Raw genomic sequence first — 17,877 nt, 5'->3', positions numbered from 1 at the left:
GATTATCTTCAGGCGCCTTTTTAATCAGTATCCGTTGGCGCGGATGTCATAGGCCGCGAAGGTGGCCATGGTCAGAATCTTTGAGACATTATCCGACAACTGACAAATCTGCACCGGCTTGGACAGACCGAGCAGCAGCGGCCCAACCACGGTGGCACCGCCCAGAGCTTCGATCAGCTTGGTACCAATTGAGGCCGAATGGATGGCTGGCATGATCAGCACATTGGCCGGTGCGGTCAGGCGCTGGAACGGATAGTTGGCCCATTGATCAGGATTAAGCGCCACATCGGGGGGCATTTCGCCTTCAAATTCGAAGTCTACGCCGCGTTGCTCCAGAACCTTGACGGCTTCGGCGACGCGTTCGCCACGTTCACCCGCCGGATTGCCAAAGGTCGAGTAACTCATGAAGGCGACGCGCGGGGTGTGGCCCATACGGCGCACAGCCATGGCGGCTTCGATGGCGATTTCCGCCAGATCGACCGGCGACGGCAGGACCGCGACGGTGGTATCGGCGATAAAGACCGTCTTACCACGTGCCAGTACGATGGACATACCCATGACACGCCCGCCGGGGGCCGGATCGACAACGCGCAGAACCTCGTCAAAGGCCTGATCGAAGGAACGGGTGACGCCGGTGACCATGCCATCCGCATGGCCGGAAAGCACCATGGCGGCGGCAAACGAGTTGCGATCCTGATTGATCAGGCGGTCGACGTCGCGCTTGAGGAAACCCTTGCGTTGCAGGCGGTTATACAGAAGCTGGCTATAGGCCGAATTACGGTGGCTGAGACGGGCATTGACGATCTCGATGCCTTCCTCGGCCGGATCGAGACCTGCGGCGCGCATATTGGCTTCAACCAGATTTTCACGTCCGCACAGAATGGGGATACCCAGCTCCTGCTGCTTGAAGGCATGGGCGGCGCGAATGACCGAGATGTCTTCACCTTCGGCAAAGACGATGCGTTTGTGCGGACGTGAGCGCACGGCAGCGGTGATATTTTGCAAAAATCCAGCGGAAGGGTCGAGGCGCTTTTCAAGCGTCTTACGATAGGCTTCCATGTCCTCGATCGGGCGGCGGGCGACACCGGAATCCATCGCCGCCTGAGCGACAAACGGCGGGATATACCAGATCAGACGCGGATCAAACGGGGTTGGAATAATATAGTCGGGGCCAAACTTAAGGCGGCGGCCCTGATAGGCGGCGGCGACCTCATCAGGCACGTCTTCGCGTGCCAGTTCGGCCAGAGCGCGGGCGGCGGCGATCTTCATTTCGTCATTGACGCGGCGGGCACGGACATCGAGTGCGCCCCGGAAGATATAGGGGAAGCCCAGCACATTGTTGGCCTGATTGGGATAGTCGGAACGACCCGTGGCGACGATGGCATCGCTGCGCACCTTTGCTACGTCTTCGGGTGTGATTTCCGGATCGGGATTGGCCATGGCAAAGATGATCGGATTGGGGGCCATGCTGGCGACCATCTCTGGGGTGATAACGCCCTTGGCTGACAGACCAAGCACGACGTCGGCACCATCCATGGCTTCGGCCAGAGTGCGTTTATCCGTATCGGTGGCATGGACGGCTTTCCACTGATCCATGTCTTCGGCGCGACCGCGATAGACGACGCCATGAATATCTACGACCGTCGTATTTTCCGGTTTGACGCCCATGCTTTTGACAAGGCTTAGGGTCGATAGGCCTGCTGCACCGGCACCACACAGGACGAACTTGACGTCCTCGATCTTTTTGCCCGTGATTTTCAGGGCATTGATCAGACCGGCGGCGGCGATAATAGCGGTGCCATGCTGATCATCGTGGAACACGGGAATATCAGCCATGTCCTGAAGAGCGGATTCAATAATAAAGCACTCAGGAGATTTGATGTCTTCAAGATTCACGCCGCCGAAAGCACCGGTGATGTTTTTAACCACCGTAATAAATTCGTCGGGGTCCTGTGTTGCTACCTCGATATCAAAGCTGTCGATATCGGCAAAACGTTTGAACAGGACCGCCTTGCCTTCCATGACCGGTTTGGAAGCCAGCGCTCCCAGATTACCGAGCCCGAGAATGGCGGTGCCGTTGGAAATGACCGCGACCGTATTGCCCTTGGAGGTGTAGTCATAGGCCGTGTCAGGGTCAGCGGCTATGGCCCGAACCGGTGCGGCCACGCCCGGGGAATAGGCCAGCGCCAGATCGCGCTGCGTCGCCATATTCTTTGTCGGCAGGAGACCGATTTTTCCGGGCGTCGGATATTGGTGAAAATTAAGCGCTTCCTCGTCGCTGACGGTTGTTCTGTCAATCGGCATCAGGGGTCCCGTAGTATTTTATTTTGTCAGACAATATGGGATTTTGATCCCAGTTTGTGCCCTATGGCAATAGGGTTTCAAGGTAAACAGATAAAAAGCTTCCAGCCATGGCTTTCTTTGGAATAGTCTTCACATCGGGTTACACCCATAACACACCAATGTTAGCGCTACCATTAAATTAGTCGCCGGATCGCCGATTAAGTGATTAATTTGAGGTAGGCAGAGTTTGCAACAATCATTAACCTGTTGCCTATGAATGCGCCCGTTTCTCCTCTCACCGAATCAAAATCCTCCGTTGAACTGAACCTTGAAGGGGCGACGCCGGTTATGGCGCAGTACCTGCAAATCAAGGCAGCCCAGCCCGATGCCATACTGTTTTTCCGTATGGGGGATTTCTATGAGGTTTTCTTTGACGATGCCGTAAAGGCGGCTGAGGCCCTGTCTCTGGCCCTGACCAAGCGCGGCAAGCATCAGGGCGAAGATATCCCTATGGCCGGTGTGCCCGCCCATGCGGCGGACGCCTATATTGCCAAGCTGATACGGGCGGGATTCCGGGTCGCGGTATGTGATCAGCTTGAGGACCCGTCCGAAGCCAAGAAACGTGGGTCAAAATCGGTGGTTAAGCGCGGCGTGGTGCGCATCATGACGCCCGGTACACTCACGGAAGATACGCTGCTTGAGGATCGTGGCGCTAATCGGCTGGTGGCCCTGTCGTTGCGCGCAGGTGTCATGGCGCTGGCCTCGCTTGAGCTTTCGACCGGTGAATTTGAATGTCTTGAGGTCACCCCTGATACTTTGGGCGCGCAGCTATCGGCGCTTAGGCCTTCGGAGAGTCTGGTGGCCGACAGATTATTGGGGGATGAGCAGGTTTACGGCCTGCTTAAAGCCTATGGTGGGGTTATTCAGCCGCAATCGGCGTCACTGGTCGATCCGGCGGCGGGAGAGGGGCGACTTAAGCGGTTATATGGCGTTGAGACGTTAGACGGGTTTGGCCAGTTCAGTCCGGCTGAGGTTTCCGCCATGGGATTGGTGGCGGCCTATATTGATCTCACTCAGGCCGGTAAGACGCCGGTACTTAAGGCGCCGCGTAAAACGGCGGCCATGGCCTTTCTGGCCATTGATCCGTCGACGCGCTCAAGTCTTGAGATTGACCGTAACCAGCGCGGCGGCCGTGAAGGTACGCTGATGGCGGCGCTGGATCGCACCATTACGGCAGGAGGATCGCGGCTTTTGTTGTCGCGTTTGTCGCGGCCCCTCAATGATCCGGCTTCGATTAATCAGCGCCTTGATGCCGTGGCATGGTTCATTGAGCGGCGATCACTGCGTCAGGAGCTGCGTCAGACCCTCAAGGGCATGAGCGATATGGCGCGCGCCCTGTCGCGTCTGGGGCTGGGGCGTGGCGGGCCACGTGACCTTAAGGTGATAAAGGATGCGCTGGCGGTGGCCGAGGCGGTGGTGCATCTGCTGCATGCCGAAGGCCATGCTGACCCCCTAAATCCGCGTTTTCCCGAAGATATTGCCGCCGATATTGCGGCCTTAACGCCGGTTCCGGCGGTGGCAGATTTGCTCTATCGTCTTGAGCGGGCTTTGGTTGATGAGCCGCCGCTTCTGCCGCGTGATGGTGGTTTTATCCGGCCTGACTATAATTCAAATCTTAATGAAGCCATCAATCTGAGGAACGATTCCCGGCAGGTGATTTTGCGCCTTGAGGCACGGCTGCAAAGCGAAACCGATATCCCGCTCAAGATCAAATATAATGCCGTTCTGGGCTATTTCATTGAATTTACAGCCAAACAGGCTGAGGCGATTCCGGCCCTGCCTAATGCCCATCAGTTCATCCATCGCCAGACTCTGGCCAATCAGGTGCGTTACGCGACGACTGAACTGATTGATCTGGATGCACGAATTCAGCGGGCGGCATCGGACGCCCTGACGCTGGAACTGGCGATATTCGAGGATCTGCGCGAAGAGGTGCGGCAACTGGCCCATCCGTTGCAGGCGGCCTTTGACGCCTTTTGTGCGCTGGATGTGGCCGCCGCGAATGCCGAATGGGCCGAAGATTTTGAAGCCGCGCGTCCGGTCATCGACCATAGTTTGCTGTTTGAAGCCTGTGGCGCGCGCCACCCTGTGGTGGTCAATGCCCTGCGGGCCGAGGGGAAACCGTTTACGCCCAATGACTGTGTGCTGGATGCCTCAGGTAAGGGCGGGCCGCGTCTGACATTGGTGACCGGGCCGAACATGGCCGGTAAATCGACCTTCCTGCGTCAGAACGCCTTATTGGTCATCATGGCGCAGGCAGGCCTTTATGTACCGGCACAATCCCTGAAGCTGGGGGTAGTGGACCGCCTGTTCAGCCGTGTGGGCGCAGGGGATGACCTGGCGCAGGGGCGCTCAACCTTCATGATGGAGATGGTCGAAACCGCCGCTATCCTGTCTCAGGCGACCGAGCGCTCGTTTGTTATTCTGGATGAAATCGGGCGTGGCACGGCGACCTTTGACGGTTTGGCGATTGCCTGGGCCTGTGCGGAAAATCTGCATGAACGCATCAGGGCGCGCAGCCTGTTCGCCACCCACTATCACGAACTGGCGCAGCTTGAGACGCTTTTGGCCCATACCCATAATATTTCCATGACTGCACGCGAATGGAATGGTGATCTGATCTTCCTGCACGAAGCGCGTCGCGGGGCGGCGGATCGCTCCTATGGGGTGCAGGTGGCGCGTCTGGCGGGTATGCCTGCGGTCGTGGTGGCGCGGGCGAAGGACATATTGGAACGCCTTGAGACAGACCGGTCTTCCCAGTTAAAGCTTGATGACCTGCCGCTGTTTGCGACGGTTGAGGCACAGGTGGCAGCTGTTCCTGTTAAAACGGATAGCGTCGTTGAAAAGGAACTGAAAGGCCTTGATCCTGACAATCTCAGTCCGAAAGAGGCATTAGAGCTGATATACCGCCTGCGGGGTTTAGTAGAGTAATGGTTGAAGTCCCCTCTCCATCGATGACATCTAATCCGAAACCGGCTTATCCTGTCGATGGCAAGGCCCTGCGTGAGCGATTGACGGCGGCCTATGAGGACTCAAGCGGTGATGTGTCCGATCTGCGCCGTAAGGCGGTCAGTATTCTTAAGGCTGAGTGGGATCAGGGCAAGGCGCATATATTAGCGCGCATAGACGATCAGAAGGGCGGCCTGAGCAGTGCGATTGCTCTGTCGGCGCTGGCCGATGAGATTGTCGGGGCCTTGTGGGACTTTACCCTGACCCATGTTTACCGGGCGCGTAATCCGACCGAAGGGGAGCGTTTGTCGCTTCTGGCGGTCGGAGGGTATGGGCGGGGGGAACTGGCCCCCTATTCTGATCTTGATCTGTTGTTTGTGCGGGCCTGGAAGGAAACCTCGCACTCCGAAAGTGTGATCGAATTCATTCTCTATAGCCTGTGGGATCTGGGCCTTAAGGTTGGACATGCGTCGCGCACGGTTGAAGAGACCGTCAAGATTGCCCGCACCGATCATACGGTCATGACCGCCCTTCTGGAATATCGCTATCTGGCAGGGGATAAGGAACTGGCGCAAAACCTGACCAGTCGACTGAATTCTGAGGTCATTCGTCAGGGAACCTATGAATTTGTTACTGCCAAGCTTGATGAGCGCGATGGTCGTCATGCGCGCTCAGGCACGTCGCGATATGTGGTTGAGCCGAACATCAAGGAGGGCAAGGGGGGGCTTCGCGACCTCCAGTCGCTGTTCTGGATGGCCAAATATATGGCGCGTGCCATGCCTGCGCCTCTGTTGCGCGAACCGCGTCCGCGTCCGGCGGTGTCGGATGAATGGGGTACACTTGAGGGCGTGCTGACCGACCGTGAGCGCCAGACCTTTACGCAGGCCTTTGATTTTCTGTGGAAGGTGCGGTTTTTGCTGCACATGACCGCCGGTCGGGGCGAGGAGCGTCTAAGTTTTGATCTGCAACCGGAAATCGCCCAGCGCATGGGCTATGTCAGTCGCAACGGTGAACCGGCGGTCGAACGCTTCATGCACCGCTATTTCATTGTGGCGAAGGAAGTGGGCGCACTGACGCGCATTTTCTGTGCCACACTTGAGAGCCAGAAGGCCAAGCCCCTGACGCGTCTGACGCAGATGGTTCAGTCCAGCATGCTGGTTTTCAACAAGCCTGAGCATCCGGGCTTTGTGATGAATGCCGGGCGGTTGAGCGTGCAAAATGCCGAGGTGTTTACCAAGGCACCCATTGCTATGCTCAAGCTGTTTCGTATGGCTGACCGGCTTGAGCTTGATCTGCATCCCGACGCCTTTACGGCCATTACGCGTAACCTCAAGCTGATTACGCCAGACCTGCGGCGTGATCCTGAGGCGGCGGAGGTATTTCTCGATATTCTGGTGCGTGGCAAGAACCCCTATCGCACCTTGTCTCTGATGACCGAGACGGGTCTGCTGGGGCGCTATATTCCTGAATATGGCCATATCGTCGCCCAGACCCAGTTCAATATGTACCACACCTATACGGTCGATGAGCATACGCTCAGGGCCATAGGCATTATTCGTGACATCGAGACGGGGCGTTATAAGGAAGATCATCCGCTTGCCTCATCGCTGATGCCGCAACTGGCGGACAAGGAAACGCTCTATCTGGCCATGTTGCTGCATGACACCGGTAAGGGCGCGCCCGAAGGTCAGGAAATCGGCGGCGAGATTGCGGCGCGGCGGGCCTGTGCGCGGTTGGGGCTTAAGGACTGGCAGATTGATCAGGTGGCCTGGCTGGTGCGTCACCATCTGGTGCTGTCTGATTATGCGCAAAAACGCGATGTCTCTGACCCTGATACGATTGCCGCCTTTGCGCGCATTGTCGAAACCCCCGAACGTCTCCGGCTTCTGCTGGTTCTGACTGTCGCCGATATCCGCGCGGTCGGGCCGGGCATCTGGAACGGCTGGAAGGGGCAGTTGATGCGTGAGCTTCTGGCGGCGACCGAAGCGGCGTTCCGTGGCGGGCGTGGCTCAGGCTCCGACGCCCTGACACAGGTGCGCGAACACAAGCGCAATCGGGCGCGTGACATGCGGGCCGCTTTGGGGGAAAACAGTCCAGATATGAAGGCATGGCTTGAGACCATGGAAGATTCCTATCTCTTTGCCTTCAGTCCTGAGGAAATCAAACAACATGCTCAGCAGGCCTGGAGCACCTTCCAGTCCGATCCTTCGGCACGCGGGCGCATTGATACGCAACGTAATGCCGCCGCCTTTTGTATCTGTGTGGCTGACCGCGCCGGTTTGTTTGCCGATCTGGCGCGGTGTTTCACCAATATCGGAGCGAACGTGGTAGGGGCACAGGTCTTTACCTCGACTGACGGTCAGGCGCTTGACGTCTTTTATGTACAAAATACCGAAGGCAAGCCCTTAGGCTATGATGATCCGGCCACCTTGCGTCAGGTGGAAAATCTGCTGGAAAAGGCGGCTTTGGGCGATGTCGCCGCGCCGGTGGTGCATAAATCGACCTTAAGCACCAAGGCAGCTGTTTTCAGCATCGCGCCGACGGTGGTGTTTGATAATGAGTCAAGCAAACAGGCGACGATCATCGAGGTGTCCGGCCGTGACCGTCCAGGGCTTCTGGCCGATCTGGCGCAGGTGCTGAACCGGCACAAGGTCGATATATCCTCGGCGCACATTGACTGTTATGGCGAACGCGCGGTCGATGCCTTTTATGTGGTTGATCATTTCTCGAAGGCGCAACTGACGCGGGCGCAGATGGACAAGTTGCATAAGGCGCTGATCGAGGTGCTGGATCAGCCGGTGATCCCGGGTAAAAAGGGGCGGGCGCAGGCGCGGGCCTCACTGGCGCGATAGTCCGTGATGCTTGCCAATACGGCCAGCGGGGACTAAAGGCCAACAGGATTGTTCTCAGCGGAGTTTCGGCGTGTCGAAATCCAGCGGCCTTGTCCGTTCATCGATGATCTTCAGCGGCGTAACCCTGATCAGCCGTTGTCTGGGGTTCGTGCAGAATCTGGTGGTCACCGCTGCGCTTGGGGCGTCAGGCAATATCATGGCCGATGCCTATGCGACCGCGCAGGCGTTCCCCAATCTGTTTCGCCGTATCTTTGCTGAGGGCGCCTTTACCGCCGCCTTTGTGCCCGCCTATTCGAGTGTGCTGGAGCGCGACGGTCCCGAAGCTGCGGATAAGCTGGCACGTAGCGCCATGGCGACGCTGGCGCTTGCGACCATCATACTGACGGTGGTGATGCAGATTTTCATGCCGCAAATTATGGATGTGTTTTCGTCAGGCTATCGCGAAGACCCCGAAAAAATGCAACTGGCGGTGCGCCTGACGCAGATCACCATGCCTTACCTGCCGTGCATGAGCATTGTGGCGCTTTTGTCAGGCGTGCTGAATGCGCGTGATCGTTATGTGTTGTCGGCTTTGGCCCCGACAGTGCTCAATCTGTTCGTGCTGTTTTTTGTCTGGCCGCAGAAGGACCCCGCGGCGGCGGCCTATGCGGCATCATTTGCTGTGCTTCTGGCCGGTCTGGCGCAGGTGGCTTTGCTGGTCTGGGGGGTACGCAAGACAGGGGCAAAGATTGGTTTTGTTATGCCGACCCTGTCGCCGGAAATTCGTAATCTTTTGCTTCTCGCCATTCCCGGCGCATTGGCGGCGGCGGCGACCCAGATCAATATTTTCGTTTCTCAATGGCTGTCTTCGGCCATTGACGGGGCGCGCATGTGGCTGACGGTCGCTGACCGGCTTTATCAGTTGCCATTGGGCCTTGTGGGGGTAGCGATTGGGGTAGCGCTTCTGCCGACCCTGTCGCGCACGGTTCAGGCCGGTGATCATGAGGCCTCGCAAAAGGTGATGGACGAGGCCATTGTTTTGTCTATGGCCCTCACTCTGCCTGCGGCGGCGGCGATTATTGCCATGCCGGTATTCCTGATTGATGGCCTGTTCACACGCGGCGAATTTCTGCCATATGACGCGCAAATGACCGGCAGTGCCTTGTTGCATTACGGATGGGGCGTACCGGCCTTTGTGCTGTCGCGCGTCCTTACACCGGCCTTTTTTGCCCGCAAGGATACGTTCGGGCCGATGAAATTTGCCATGGTGTCGGTGGTGGTCAATCTCGGGTTCGGCCTGACCCTGTTTCCGATTATCGGAGTGGCGGGGCTGGCGATTGGCACGTCTGCGGCAGCGTGGGTCAATGTATTGCTGATGGTCTTTACGCTGGCGCGGCGCAAGGTGTGGACGTTGGGGCGTAATTCATGGGCGGGCCTGTCCAAGGTGATGTTTTGTGGTTTGCTGATGACCGGATTTTGTGGTCTGGCGTCATTTTATCGGCCGGTGGTGGAGGGACTTTTGTTCTCCAGCAAGGAATTCGCCGTGGTTATGGTTTGTTTTGCCGGTCTGTTGCTTTATATCGGCTTTCTGTTTCTTACGCGGGCGGTCAGGCCCGCCGATATCAAACGCGCCCTGAAGCGCGGTTAAGGCACGAACAATGACGACTATGCGTATTCTGTCCGGTATTCAGGCTTCGGGTTCACTGCATTTGGGGAACTATCTCGGTGCTTTGAAAAAGTTCACCGACATGCAGGCCCTTGATGCTGAGCGTTTCTATATGATCGCCGATCTGCATGCCATTACGGTCTGGCAGGATCCGGCCAATCTGTTGTCCCAGACACGTGAGATTGCCGCCTGCTATCTGGCGGCGGGGGTCACGCCTGAACAGTCGGTGATCTTTGCCCAGTCTTCGGTGCCGGAGCATACGGAACTTGGGTGGTTGTTTAACTGCGTCGCGCGTCTGGGCTGGCTTGATCGCATGACCCAGTTCAAGGACAAGGCCGGTAAGGACAAGGAACGCGCCTCGATTGGTCTCTATACCTATCCGGTGTTACAGGCGGCGGATATCCTGCTTTATAAGGCCACCCACGTGCCGGTTGGTGAGGATCAGCGCCAGCACCTTGAGCTGACGCGTGACGTCGCCAAGAAGTTCAATCACGACTATAAGACCGATTACTTCCCCCTGCCGGAAACCCTTTATCAGGGGCCGGGGGCGCGGATCATGTCCCTGCGTGACGGGCTGGCCAAGATGTCGAAGTCTGACCCGTCGGACAATTCACGCATCAACCTGACCGATACGGCGGACACCATTGCCTCAAAGATCAAGAAGGCGAAGTCCGATGCTGAGGTGCTGCCCGAAGCGCCTGAGGGTCTGGATGACCGCCCTGAAGCTAAGAACCTTGTCGGCATCTATGCGGCGCTGGCCGGTGTGTCGGTTCAGGACGTTTTGAATGATTTTGGCGGCAAGGGCTTTGGCGCGTTCAAACCGGCTTTGGCGGATGTCGTGGTGGACAAGATGTCCCCTGTGTCCGAGCGCCTGCGCGGTTTATTGAATGAGCCAACGGAAATTGACCGTGTACTGAAGATCGGTGCCGAAAAAGCCCGTGCGGCGGCGGCGCCTGTGGTGCAGGATGTGAAAAAGATTATCGGCCTTTGGGGCTGATTTGAGGAGGTTTTAACATGCGTGGATTAATTCTGTTGGCGGCGGCGGGTCTGGCGCTTACGGCCTGTGAAGCGAAAAAGCCGGTAGGACACGAATCTGAACATGCGGATGCCGCTGACAGCATTACCTTGCAAAATCTGAGCTTCTCGCATCTGGCTATTCGGGCTGCGCTTGGGGAAAACCCGAATACCGCTGCCTATGTGGTTATCGAAAATCCGACCGCCGGGGATGACCGTCTGTTGTCGGCTCAGGCAGGCTGGGCAGACAAGACAGAACTCCACACCATGGAAACCGTGGACGGAGTCATGAAGATGGCGGCGGCGCCCGAAGGCTTTGTCATCAAGGCCGGTGAAACCTTAGAGCTTAAGCCCGGCGGCAATCACATCATGCTTATGGGGTTGAAAGAGCGCCCTCAGGAAGGTGAGATGCGCGAGATCATTCTGACCTTTGAAAAGGCCGGACAGGTGCCCCTGACCTTACCGGTGACAACGACACCGCAGGCGGCGGGCGGTCAGGGCCATGGTCACGACCACTAAACCGGAAACAGATCGCCGATAAGCTCGGTCAGAGCTTCGTGACTGGCCTTAACGGCGTCGGCGTCATAGCTCATGGGGGTCAAGGGGTTGGCCTTGCCGAAGGTTTCTTCGTCAAAGGCATGGCTCGCCTTAAGCCCTATGGTGTGCAGGCTCAGGCCGTCTTCGCTTAAACGGTCGAAGACGGCTTTTGCATTTTTATAAGACGTCAAGTGGTCGCGAGTCGCCAGAACGGCGGTAGTTTGCGGCCTATGCAGCCACGGTTTAGACAGGCTGCGGGCGGGGAAATTGATATAGGGATAGACGAGAAACAATCCCTTGATCCGCGCAATGAGGGCTGCATCAGGATCTTTGAGTCTGGCTTCACCGGAACGGGTCAGGGCCTGTGTCATCAGGTCCATGATCGACCAGCCGCCATGGCTCCAGCCCGCCAGAATGATCTGATCAGCGATGACGTCAGGCCGGTTGGATATGCCCCAAAGGCATGCCAGTACGTCCCCTGAGCGCTCATAGCCCTGAAGCACCGCCCCTGTGCAGACCAGAGACACCGCAGCGGCGCGGCCTATGCCACGCGGCTTAAGCGAGTCGATCACAAAAGCCCGCACACCGCTTTTTACGGCGGTTTCAGCATAGAGATGAATATGCGGCCTGATACCACCGCAGCCATGAAACAATAATATGGCCGGACGGGGCAGATCATCTTCCGGCCCATAGACGGTCATGTGTGGCTTAAGTGTATCGAAACGTTCGGCCATGGAATCGGCCATAAAAAATCCCCCACCGGTTACAGTGGGGGATTAAATAGCGTGTAATTATGTTCGCATAAAGATCAGACTTTAGTGGCGGAAGACGCGTACGCCGGTAAAGGCCATGGTCAGACCGGCCTCATCGGCGGCGGCGATGACATCTGCGTCCTTAATGGAACCGCCGGGCTGAATGACGGCAGAGGCGCCGGCAGCGGCAGCTTCAAGCAGACCATCAGGGAAGGGGAAGAAGGCTTCGGAGGCACAGGCCGATCCGTTGGCCAGCGATTGTGTGAGGCCGAGCTTTTCAGCCGCTTCCTGAGCGCGCAGGGCGGCAATACGGGCGGAATCGCGACGGTTCATCTGACCGGCGCCGATACCAGCCGTGCGGCCCTCTTTGGCATAGACAATAGCGTTTGATTTCACGTGCTTGGCAACCGTGAAGGCAAAAAGCATGTCTTCGATTTCGGTCGGGGTCGGCTGACGCTTAGTGACGATTTTCAGATCAGCCGCCGTAATGCGGGCGGTGTCTCGCGATTGTACAAGCAAGCCACCGGCCACCGAACGGAACACCTGACCACCGGCCATAGGATCGGGCAGGGTGCCGGTCGTCAGAAGACGCAGATTTTTCTTGGCACGGAAGATTTCGATGGCGTCTTCGTCTACTTCGGGTGCGACGACGACTTCGGTGAAGATTTCGACAATTTTTTCGGCGGTGGCGCGGTCAAGACGACGATTGAGGGCGACAATACCCCCAAAAGCCGACACGTCATCGCATTCCAGCGCGCGCTGATAGGCGCTCAGCAGGTCACCACCGACGGCGACGCCGCAGGGGTTGGCGTGCTTGACGATGACGCAGGCGGGCTGATCGAATTCAGCCACCAGCTCAATGGCCGCATCGGTATCGGCGACATTATTATAGCTCAGTTCCTTGCCCTGAAGTTGGGTGGCTGTAGCGACGCCCGGACGCTCTTCGGTTGTCTTGAAGAAAGCGGCGGACTGATGCGGGTTTTCGCCATAGCGCATGGTTTGAATGCGGCTTCCGGCAATGGTTTTGCGCTCAGGATAGGCGTCGCCAAGCTGAGCGGCAAACCATGTGGACACAGCGCTGTCATAGGCGGCGGTGCGGGCAAAGGCACGGGCGGCAAGGGATTTTCTCAGAGACAGACTGGTCTGGCCGTTCTCACTTACGGCGGCGATGACCTCGTCCATACTGGCCTTATCGACGCAAACAGCGACATAGGGATGGTTCTTGGCCGATGAGCGGATCATGGCTGGCCCGCCAATGTCGATATTTTCAATGGCGGCTTCGAAAGCGCCGCCACCGGCAACGGTCTTTTCAAACGGATAGAGGTCGATCCAGACAATGTCGATCGGGGCGATGTCGTGATCGGTCAGGGCTTTGGCGTGCTCCGGGGCGTCGCGATAGGCCAGAAGGCCGCCGTGAACCTTGGGGTGCAAGGTCTTAACGCGGCCATCCATCATTTCAGGGAATTGCGTCAGGTCGGAGACGTCCTTAACGGCAATGCCTGCCTTTTCAATGGCGGCGCGTGTACCGCCGGTAGATATGATTTCAACGCCTGCGGCTACGAGCGCCTGGGCGACCTCGATCAGGCCGGTCTTGTCCGACAGGGAGATAAGGGCGCGTTGCGGTTTGACAAATTCAGGGGCGGGCGGGAAATCAGGTGCGGCGGGCATGGCGATCCATCTGTCAGGTGGGGAGGAGAATGGGCGCGGTTTACACGACCGTCATGAATATGACAACCGCCAGCCCTTTTTAGCTTTCGGCAGGCGACAGTTTCCAGCGCACACGGGTCGGGCCGTCAGGACGGCACATGCCCCTGAGGGCCAGAATCGTGGTCTTGCGGGGCGCACCCTTGTCGAACACGGCCCCTTCTTCGATCACCGCCTCACGGGCGTCATGACGTAACCACCAGCCACGGCCACTCAGGCCCCGCAACAGTATGCTTTTCTTGTCACGCGCCAGAGAGGCCTGAACGTCCGGATGAAGAATGAAGCGAACCGTATAGTTGGGCAGTTGCGCCTGTTCACGCTTGGGGTCGATGCTGAGCAGGCGCTCTTCGCCGCGCAGTTCGTCCCTGGCGATATCGACATAAAGGCGGCGCTCATGCTTCAGACCAAATTGTGAGCGCCAGCCGTCATGTTCCATCTCAAGCAGGCTGCCGGCGTCTTCGGCCTCAACACGGCGGCTGCGAATACGGTAATGGGGGCCATGCAGGGCGAAATGCAGCAGTTCACCAAAACGACCCGTTACGGGGGTAAGGATCACGGCATCATTTAGCTGAAGGCCATTGGCGGCGTTCAGCATACGAAATTCGTGACGGTCAGATTGCTGGGGCGACCAGCCGGGGGCGACAAACAGCTTATCGCGCCCGCCGGAAACCTCAAAGCCCATTGGGTGATCGCAGGCCCCATAGCCGAGTGCGCCAGATCTGGCCTCGCCCGTATCGACATAGACACTCAAGGAGCGCCCGTTCAGGCGGTGATAGCGACCATGTTCCAGAGAGTGCGGCAGGGCAGCAGGGGCTACGGGACGGTTGTTTTCGCGTAACAGGGCCGGTGCAATCTGGTCTTCATGCAGGGCTTCCGCGCCCTGAAACGCACATAGCGAGCCATCGGGATGGGACAGGGTGCGCACGAAGCGGCTCAGGCGCTCAATGGCGGTTTCAACCTCTTCGGGAAGAGTCTCGCCACGCTGATTAAGGCCATCCTCAACCAGCAGCAGATCGTAAAGGAGGTTCAGGCCATCCAGCGGATTGCGTGTCGCGGGGGTGCCGTCAGGCAATAGTGTGCGTTTCAGCGCCTTGAGCAGAAGCTTAAGACCCTTATGGCGGAAACCGTCACCGATGCGGCCACTTAAGGCGCAGCCGGTAAGCGTCAGGGCCACGGCTTTTTGCGCGAACCACGCCGGATGATCTGACAGGCGGCTGAGGTGTCGGGCCTGAGCGGCCATGGACTGCGCCAGAATCTGCACTTCGTCTTCGGTGGCGAAAATAGCCATGCGACGGGCAAACAGGCTGAGATTGATCAGGCGGCGGGCCAGAACCTCCTGTGCCCAGACAAAGGGCGTCCATTTGCGGAAGGTTCTTTCCCATAAAAGAAACAGGCGCAGGGCTTCCTTCGCGCCGTCATCGCCTTGCGTCATCAGGGGCGATAGCCAGGCAAAGCGATGCAGTTCAATGGCAAAGGCGCGGGTAGGTGACGGGCGGTTCCACGGATCACCCGACCCCTGAGTGCTCATGCGCGCCCCGGCCAGCGTAAAGCGGCCGGACATTATGGCACGCCCCAGCAAGGCATTGGTGGGTCTTATTTCATGGGGAGCGGCAATGAAGCCCTCGATGGACGGGCCTTTGAGCGTCATGCGATAGCCCGGCATACCGAACCATTCCGCTGCTGATTGCTTACGCACCCATGCCAGTATGATCTTCGCCCAGGGCGCATGGGCAATATGATAGCCGCTTGTCGGGTTCTGTTCGTAGGCCTGCTGCTGCATCAGGTGCCTCTCTTAGAGCGCGTCACACAAAATTTAGAGCGTAGTTCCGATTCATTATGAACGGAACCCGCTCTAAAGGCCCTTGAGCGTCTTGATATTGGAGGCGTAGGCCGAGGGGCCACCCTTAAAGACAGCGGTGCCAGCGACCATTGCCGTGGCCCCTGCGGCGACACAGGCGGCGGCATTGTTGAGGTTTACGCCACCATCGACCTGAAGGATGGCCGGATGGTTCAGGGCATCAAGTTTTTTGCGCACCGTTTCGATCTTGCGCAGCTGGCTGTCGATGAAGCTCTGACCACCAAAGCCCGGATTGACGCTCATGATCAGGATGAGATCCAGATCGTCCATGACCCACTCAAGACCTTCGAGTGGTGTGGCCGGATTAAGCACGACACCGGCCTTGGCCCCGAGATGGCGGATTTGCTTCAGGGTGCGGTGCAGGTGCGGGCCGGATTCGGGATGCACGCTCATATAGTCGGCACCGGCGGCACGGAAGGCTTCAAGATAAGGATCAACCGGCGTCACCATCAGGTGCACGTCAAAAGGCTTGGTCGTATGCGGGCGCAGGGATTTCACCACATCCGGCCCTATAGTCAGGTTCGGTACGAAATGACCATCCATGACATCGATATGAATCCAGTCAGCACCGGCCGCATCGATGGCGCGGACTTCTTCGCCGAGCTTTGAGAAGTCGGACGCCAGAATGGAAGGGCAAATCAGAGGTGTGGTCATTATTCTTCTCTAAAACCAGTTAAAAAGCCGGATTTTGGCGAAGGGCCGCCCCGAGCCAGAATCCGTCAAAACAGCATCCATGAAAAAGTACACTGAGCGCAAGGCGCGAGGGACTTTTTCATGATTTACGCATGTGCGCGATAAAGAAACCGTCCTGACCACCTTTACGATGATGCGGCAGTAATCTCAACCAGCCTTCGCTCGAAACCGAGGCTTCGGGGATACCCCCGCGCTCAAGGGTCGCGCCATCCGGTTTGACCAGACTGAAATCCTTATTGCGACGCAGGAAGGCGAGGATCTGGGTTTCACCCTCCTCGCGTTCCAGGGAACAGGTGCAGTAGATAAAATCACCACCCGATTTGACCTTAGGTGCCAGCGTATCCAGAAGCCGGTGTTGTACATCGGCCAGTTTGGCGATGTCTGCCGGTTTCGTGCCCCACAGGACATCGGGCTGGCGGCGATAGGTGCCGGTGGCCGAGCAGGGCGCATCGACCAGCACCACATCGAAGGTGCGCGGGTCATCAAAGGTTGCTGCGTCGGCATTATGGACTTCGGCAGTGACATTGAGGCGTTTCAGATTGTCCTCAAGTCGCTTCAGGCGACCCTTTGAGCGGTCAATGGCCACGACTTCGGCGCCCTTATGGATCAGTTGCAAGGTCTTGCCACCGGGGGCGGCACAGACATCGAGTGCGGTCTTGCCCGCCAGATCACCCAGAAGATTAACCGGCGTAGCCGCGGCAATATCCTGAACCCACCAGCGACCGGCTTCGTAATCGGCCCAGTGACGCAGATCCCCACGCAGGGCAGAGCGCAGATTGACTTCGCCTATGGCCTCACCTTCAAGGTCGCTCAGAAGCGCATCCCGATCAGCCGCAGTTTTAAAAACCAGATCGGTGGCGGGCTCTTCGGTCAGGGTCAGGGCCAGATCGGAGGCATTATCCTCACCATAGGTTTGCAGCCACCTCTGCCACAGCCAGTCAGGCATCAGTTTCTTGGGGTTGACCTCGCGCAAACCGCCTTCACGGATCAGGCCGCGCAATATGGCGTTGATCAGGCCCTTGAACGGGCGGGTTTTGTTGTCACGTTCCGCCAGCTTGACGGTGGTGGAAACGGCTGCAAAATCCGGCACCTGCATGAAGAAGATTTGCGCCATGCCGATACGCAACAGGCTGCGCACCGCTTCGGGCGGCATCTTCTGTGTCTTTTTGGAGATGATGTGATCCAGTTGCCCGATACGTCGCAGTACCAGAAGCGACAGGGCGCGGGCAAAGCCACGCTCGGATTCAGACAGTTTGTTGAATTCGTTACCGGCGGAAACTTCGTCAAAGCCACCACGTTTGGCCAGAGCCGCTTCGATCAGATTAATGGCGGCGATACGTGCCGATATGCCGATATCATTTTCAAGCGCGACCGAGGGGTCGGCTGACTTTGGGCGTGATGTTTTCTGAACGGGGGCTTTGGGAGCGGGGCGCTTACCCTGAGGACGCGCAGGCGGACGTGGGGACATTATATTCCAGTCTAAGATGCTCAGAATGCAAGAACCCCCTCCCAATAGATCAGGAGGGGGAA

General features: G+C 57.9%; 11 protein-coding genes. 5 read left to right on the top strand and 6 right to left on the bottom strand.

All coding sequences use genetic code 11. The features are described 5' to 3' along the window. Positions 1-24: 24 nt before the first annotated feature. Positions 25-2,304 (bottom strand): NADP-dependent malic enzyme, encoded by a 2,280-nt coding sequence (locus E5201_RS01715; protein WP_140984269.1) that lies wholly within the window; start codon positions 2,302-2,304, stop codon positions 25-27. Positions 2,305-2,556: 252 nt separating this feature from the next. Between E5201_RS01715 and mutS the strand changes: the two genes are divergently transcribed. The 5 genes from mutS (at position 2,557) to E5201_RS01690 (ending at position 11,322) form a co-directional block, all read left to right on the top strand. After that, positions 2,557-5,274: a DNA mismatch repair protein MutS gene (gene mutS / locus E5201_RS01710; protein ID WP_140984268.1), complete on the top strand. Its 2,718-nt coding sequence runs from the start codon at positions 2,557-2,559 to the stop codon at positions 5,272-5,274. After that, complete coding sequence (locus E5201_RS01705) at positions 5,274-8,144, top strand: [protein-PII] uridylyltransferase (RefSeq protein ID WP_140984267.1); 2,871 nt, start codon at positions 5,274-5,276, stop codon at positions 8,142-8,144. The genes mutS and E5201_RS01705 overlap by 1 nt, the downstream gene beginning before the upstream one ends. Positions 8,145-8,214: 70 nt before the next feature. Then, positions 8,215-9,771 (top strand): murein biosynthesis integral membrane protein MurJ, encoded by a 1,557-nt coding sequence (gene murJ, locus E5201_RS01700; RefSeq protein ID WP_281280186.1) that lies wholly within the window; start codon positions 8,215-8,217, stop codon positions 9,769-9,771. 19 nt (positions 9,772-9,790) lie between these two features. Beyond that, positions 9,791-10,786: a tryptophan--tRNA ligase gene (trpS, locus tag E5201_RS01695; RefSeq protein ID WP_140984598.1), complete on the top strand. Its 996-nt coding sequence runs from the start codon at positions 9,791-9,793 to the stop codon at positions 10,784-10,786. 17 nt (positions 10,787-10,803) lie between these two features. Beyond that, on the top strand, positions 10,804-11,322 hold the full coding sequence (locus E5201_RS01690) for a copper chaperone PCu(A)C (RefSeq protein WP_140984266.1): 519 nt from the start codon (positions 10,804-10,806) through the stop codon (positions 11,320-11,322). Here the strand turns inward: E5201_RS01690 and E5201_RS01685 are convergent. From E5201_RS01685 to E5201_RS01665, 5 genes are all read right to left on the bottom strand, one after another. After that, a complete protein-coding gene (locus E5201_RS01685; RefSeq protein ID WP_140984265.1) occupies positions 11,319-12,086 on the bottom strand; it encodes a dienelactone hydrolase family protein in 768 nt (255 codons plus the stop codon). The genes E5201_RS01690 and E5201_RS01685 overlap by 4 nt on opposite strands. A gap of 69 nt (positions 12,087-12,155) precedes the next feature. Next, positions 12,156-13,760, bottom strand: coding sequence for a bifunctional phosphoribosylaminoimidazolecarboxamide formyltransferase/IMP cyclohydrolase (gene purH / locus E5201_RS01680; protein WP_140984264.1), 1,605 nt, complete (start codon positions 13,758-13,760; stop codon positions 12,156-12,158). A gap of 79 nt (positions 13,761-13,839) precedes the next feature. Then, entirely contained in the window at positions 13,840-15,576 is a 1,737-nt protein-coding gene (locus E5201_RS01675; RefSeq protein WP_140984263.1) for a heparinase II/III family protein, read from the bottom strand. Between the two features lie 72 nt (positions 15,577-15,648). Continuing rightward, on the bottom strand, positions 15,649-16,308 hold the full coding sequence (gene rpe, locus E5201_RS01670) for a ribulose-phosphate 3-epimerase (protein ID WP_140984262.1): 660 nt from the start codon (positions 16,306-16,308) through the stop codon (positions 15,649-15,651). A 118-nt stretch (positions 16,309-16,426) separates the two neighbouring features. Then, on the bottom strand, positions 16,427-17,815 hold the full coding sequence (locus E5201_RS01665; RefSeq protein ID WP_140984261.1) for an RsmB/NOP family class I SAM-dependent RNA methyltransferase: 1,389 nt from the start codon (positions 17,813-17,815) through the stop codon (positions 16,427-16,429). Positions 17,816-17,877 lie beyond the last annotated feature (62 nt).

The sequence above is a fragment of the Asticcacaulis tiandongensis genome (assembly GCF_006475605.1).
Lineage (GTDB): Bacteria > Pseudomonadota > Alphaproteobacteria > Caulobacterales > Caulobacteraceae > Asticcacaulis > Asticcacaulis tiandongensis.
Note: the sequence above shows the minus strand (reverse complement) of the source record. Positions and strands in the feature narration are given on the sequence as shown.

Coding starts and splice junctions, on each gene's coding strand:
- E5201_RS01665 (WP_140984261.1), bottom strand. CDS start 17,815: ATGTCCCCACGTCCGCCTGCGCGTCCTCAGGGTAAGCGCCCCGCTCCC.
- E5201_RS01690 (WP_140984266.1), top strand. CDS start 10,804: ATGCGTGGATTAATTCTGTTGGCGGCGGCGGGTCTGGCGCTTACGGCC.
- trpS (WP_140984598.1), top strand. CDS start 9,791: ATGCGTATTCTGTCCGGTATTCAGGCTTCGGGTTCACTGCATTTGGGG.
- E5201_RS01675 (WP_140984263.1), bottom strand. CDS start 15,576: ATGCAGCAGCAGGCCTACGAACAGAACCCGACAAGCGGCTATCATATT.
- E5201_RS01685 (WP_140984265.1), bottom strand. CDS start 12,086: ATGGCCGATTCCATGGCCGAACGTTTCGATACACTTAAGCCACACATG.
- mutS (WP_140984268.1), top strand. CDS start 2,557: ATGAATGCGCCCGTTTCTCCTCTCACCGAATCAAAATCCTCCGTTGAA.
- rpe (WP_140984262.1), bottom strand. CDS start 16,308: ATGACCACACCTCTGATTTGCCCTTCCATTCTGGCGTCCGACTTCTCA.
- E5201_RS01705 (WP_140984267.1), top strand. CDS start 5,274: ATGGTTGAAGTCCCCTCTCCATCGATGACATCTAATCCGAAACCGGCT.
- E5201_RS01715 (WP_140984269.1), bottom strand. CDS start 2,304: ATGCCGATTGACAGAACAACCGTCAGCGACGAGGAAGCGCTTAATTTT.
- purH (WP_140984264.1), bottom strand. CDS start 13,760: ATGCCCGCCGCACCTGATTTCCCGCCCGCCCCTGAATTTGTCAAACCG.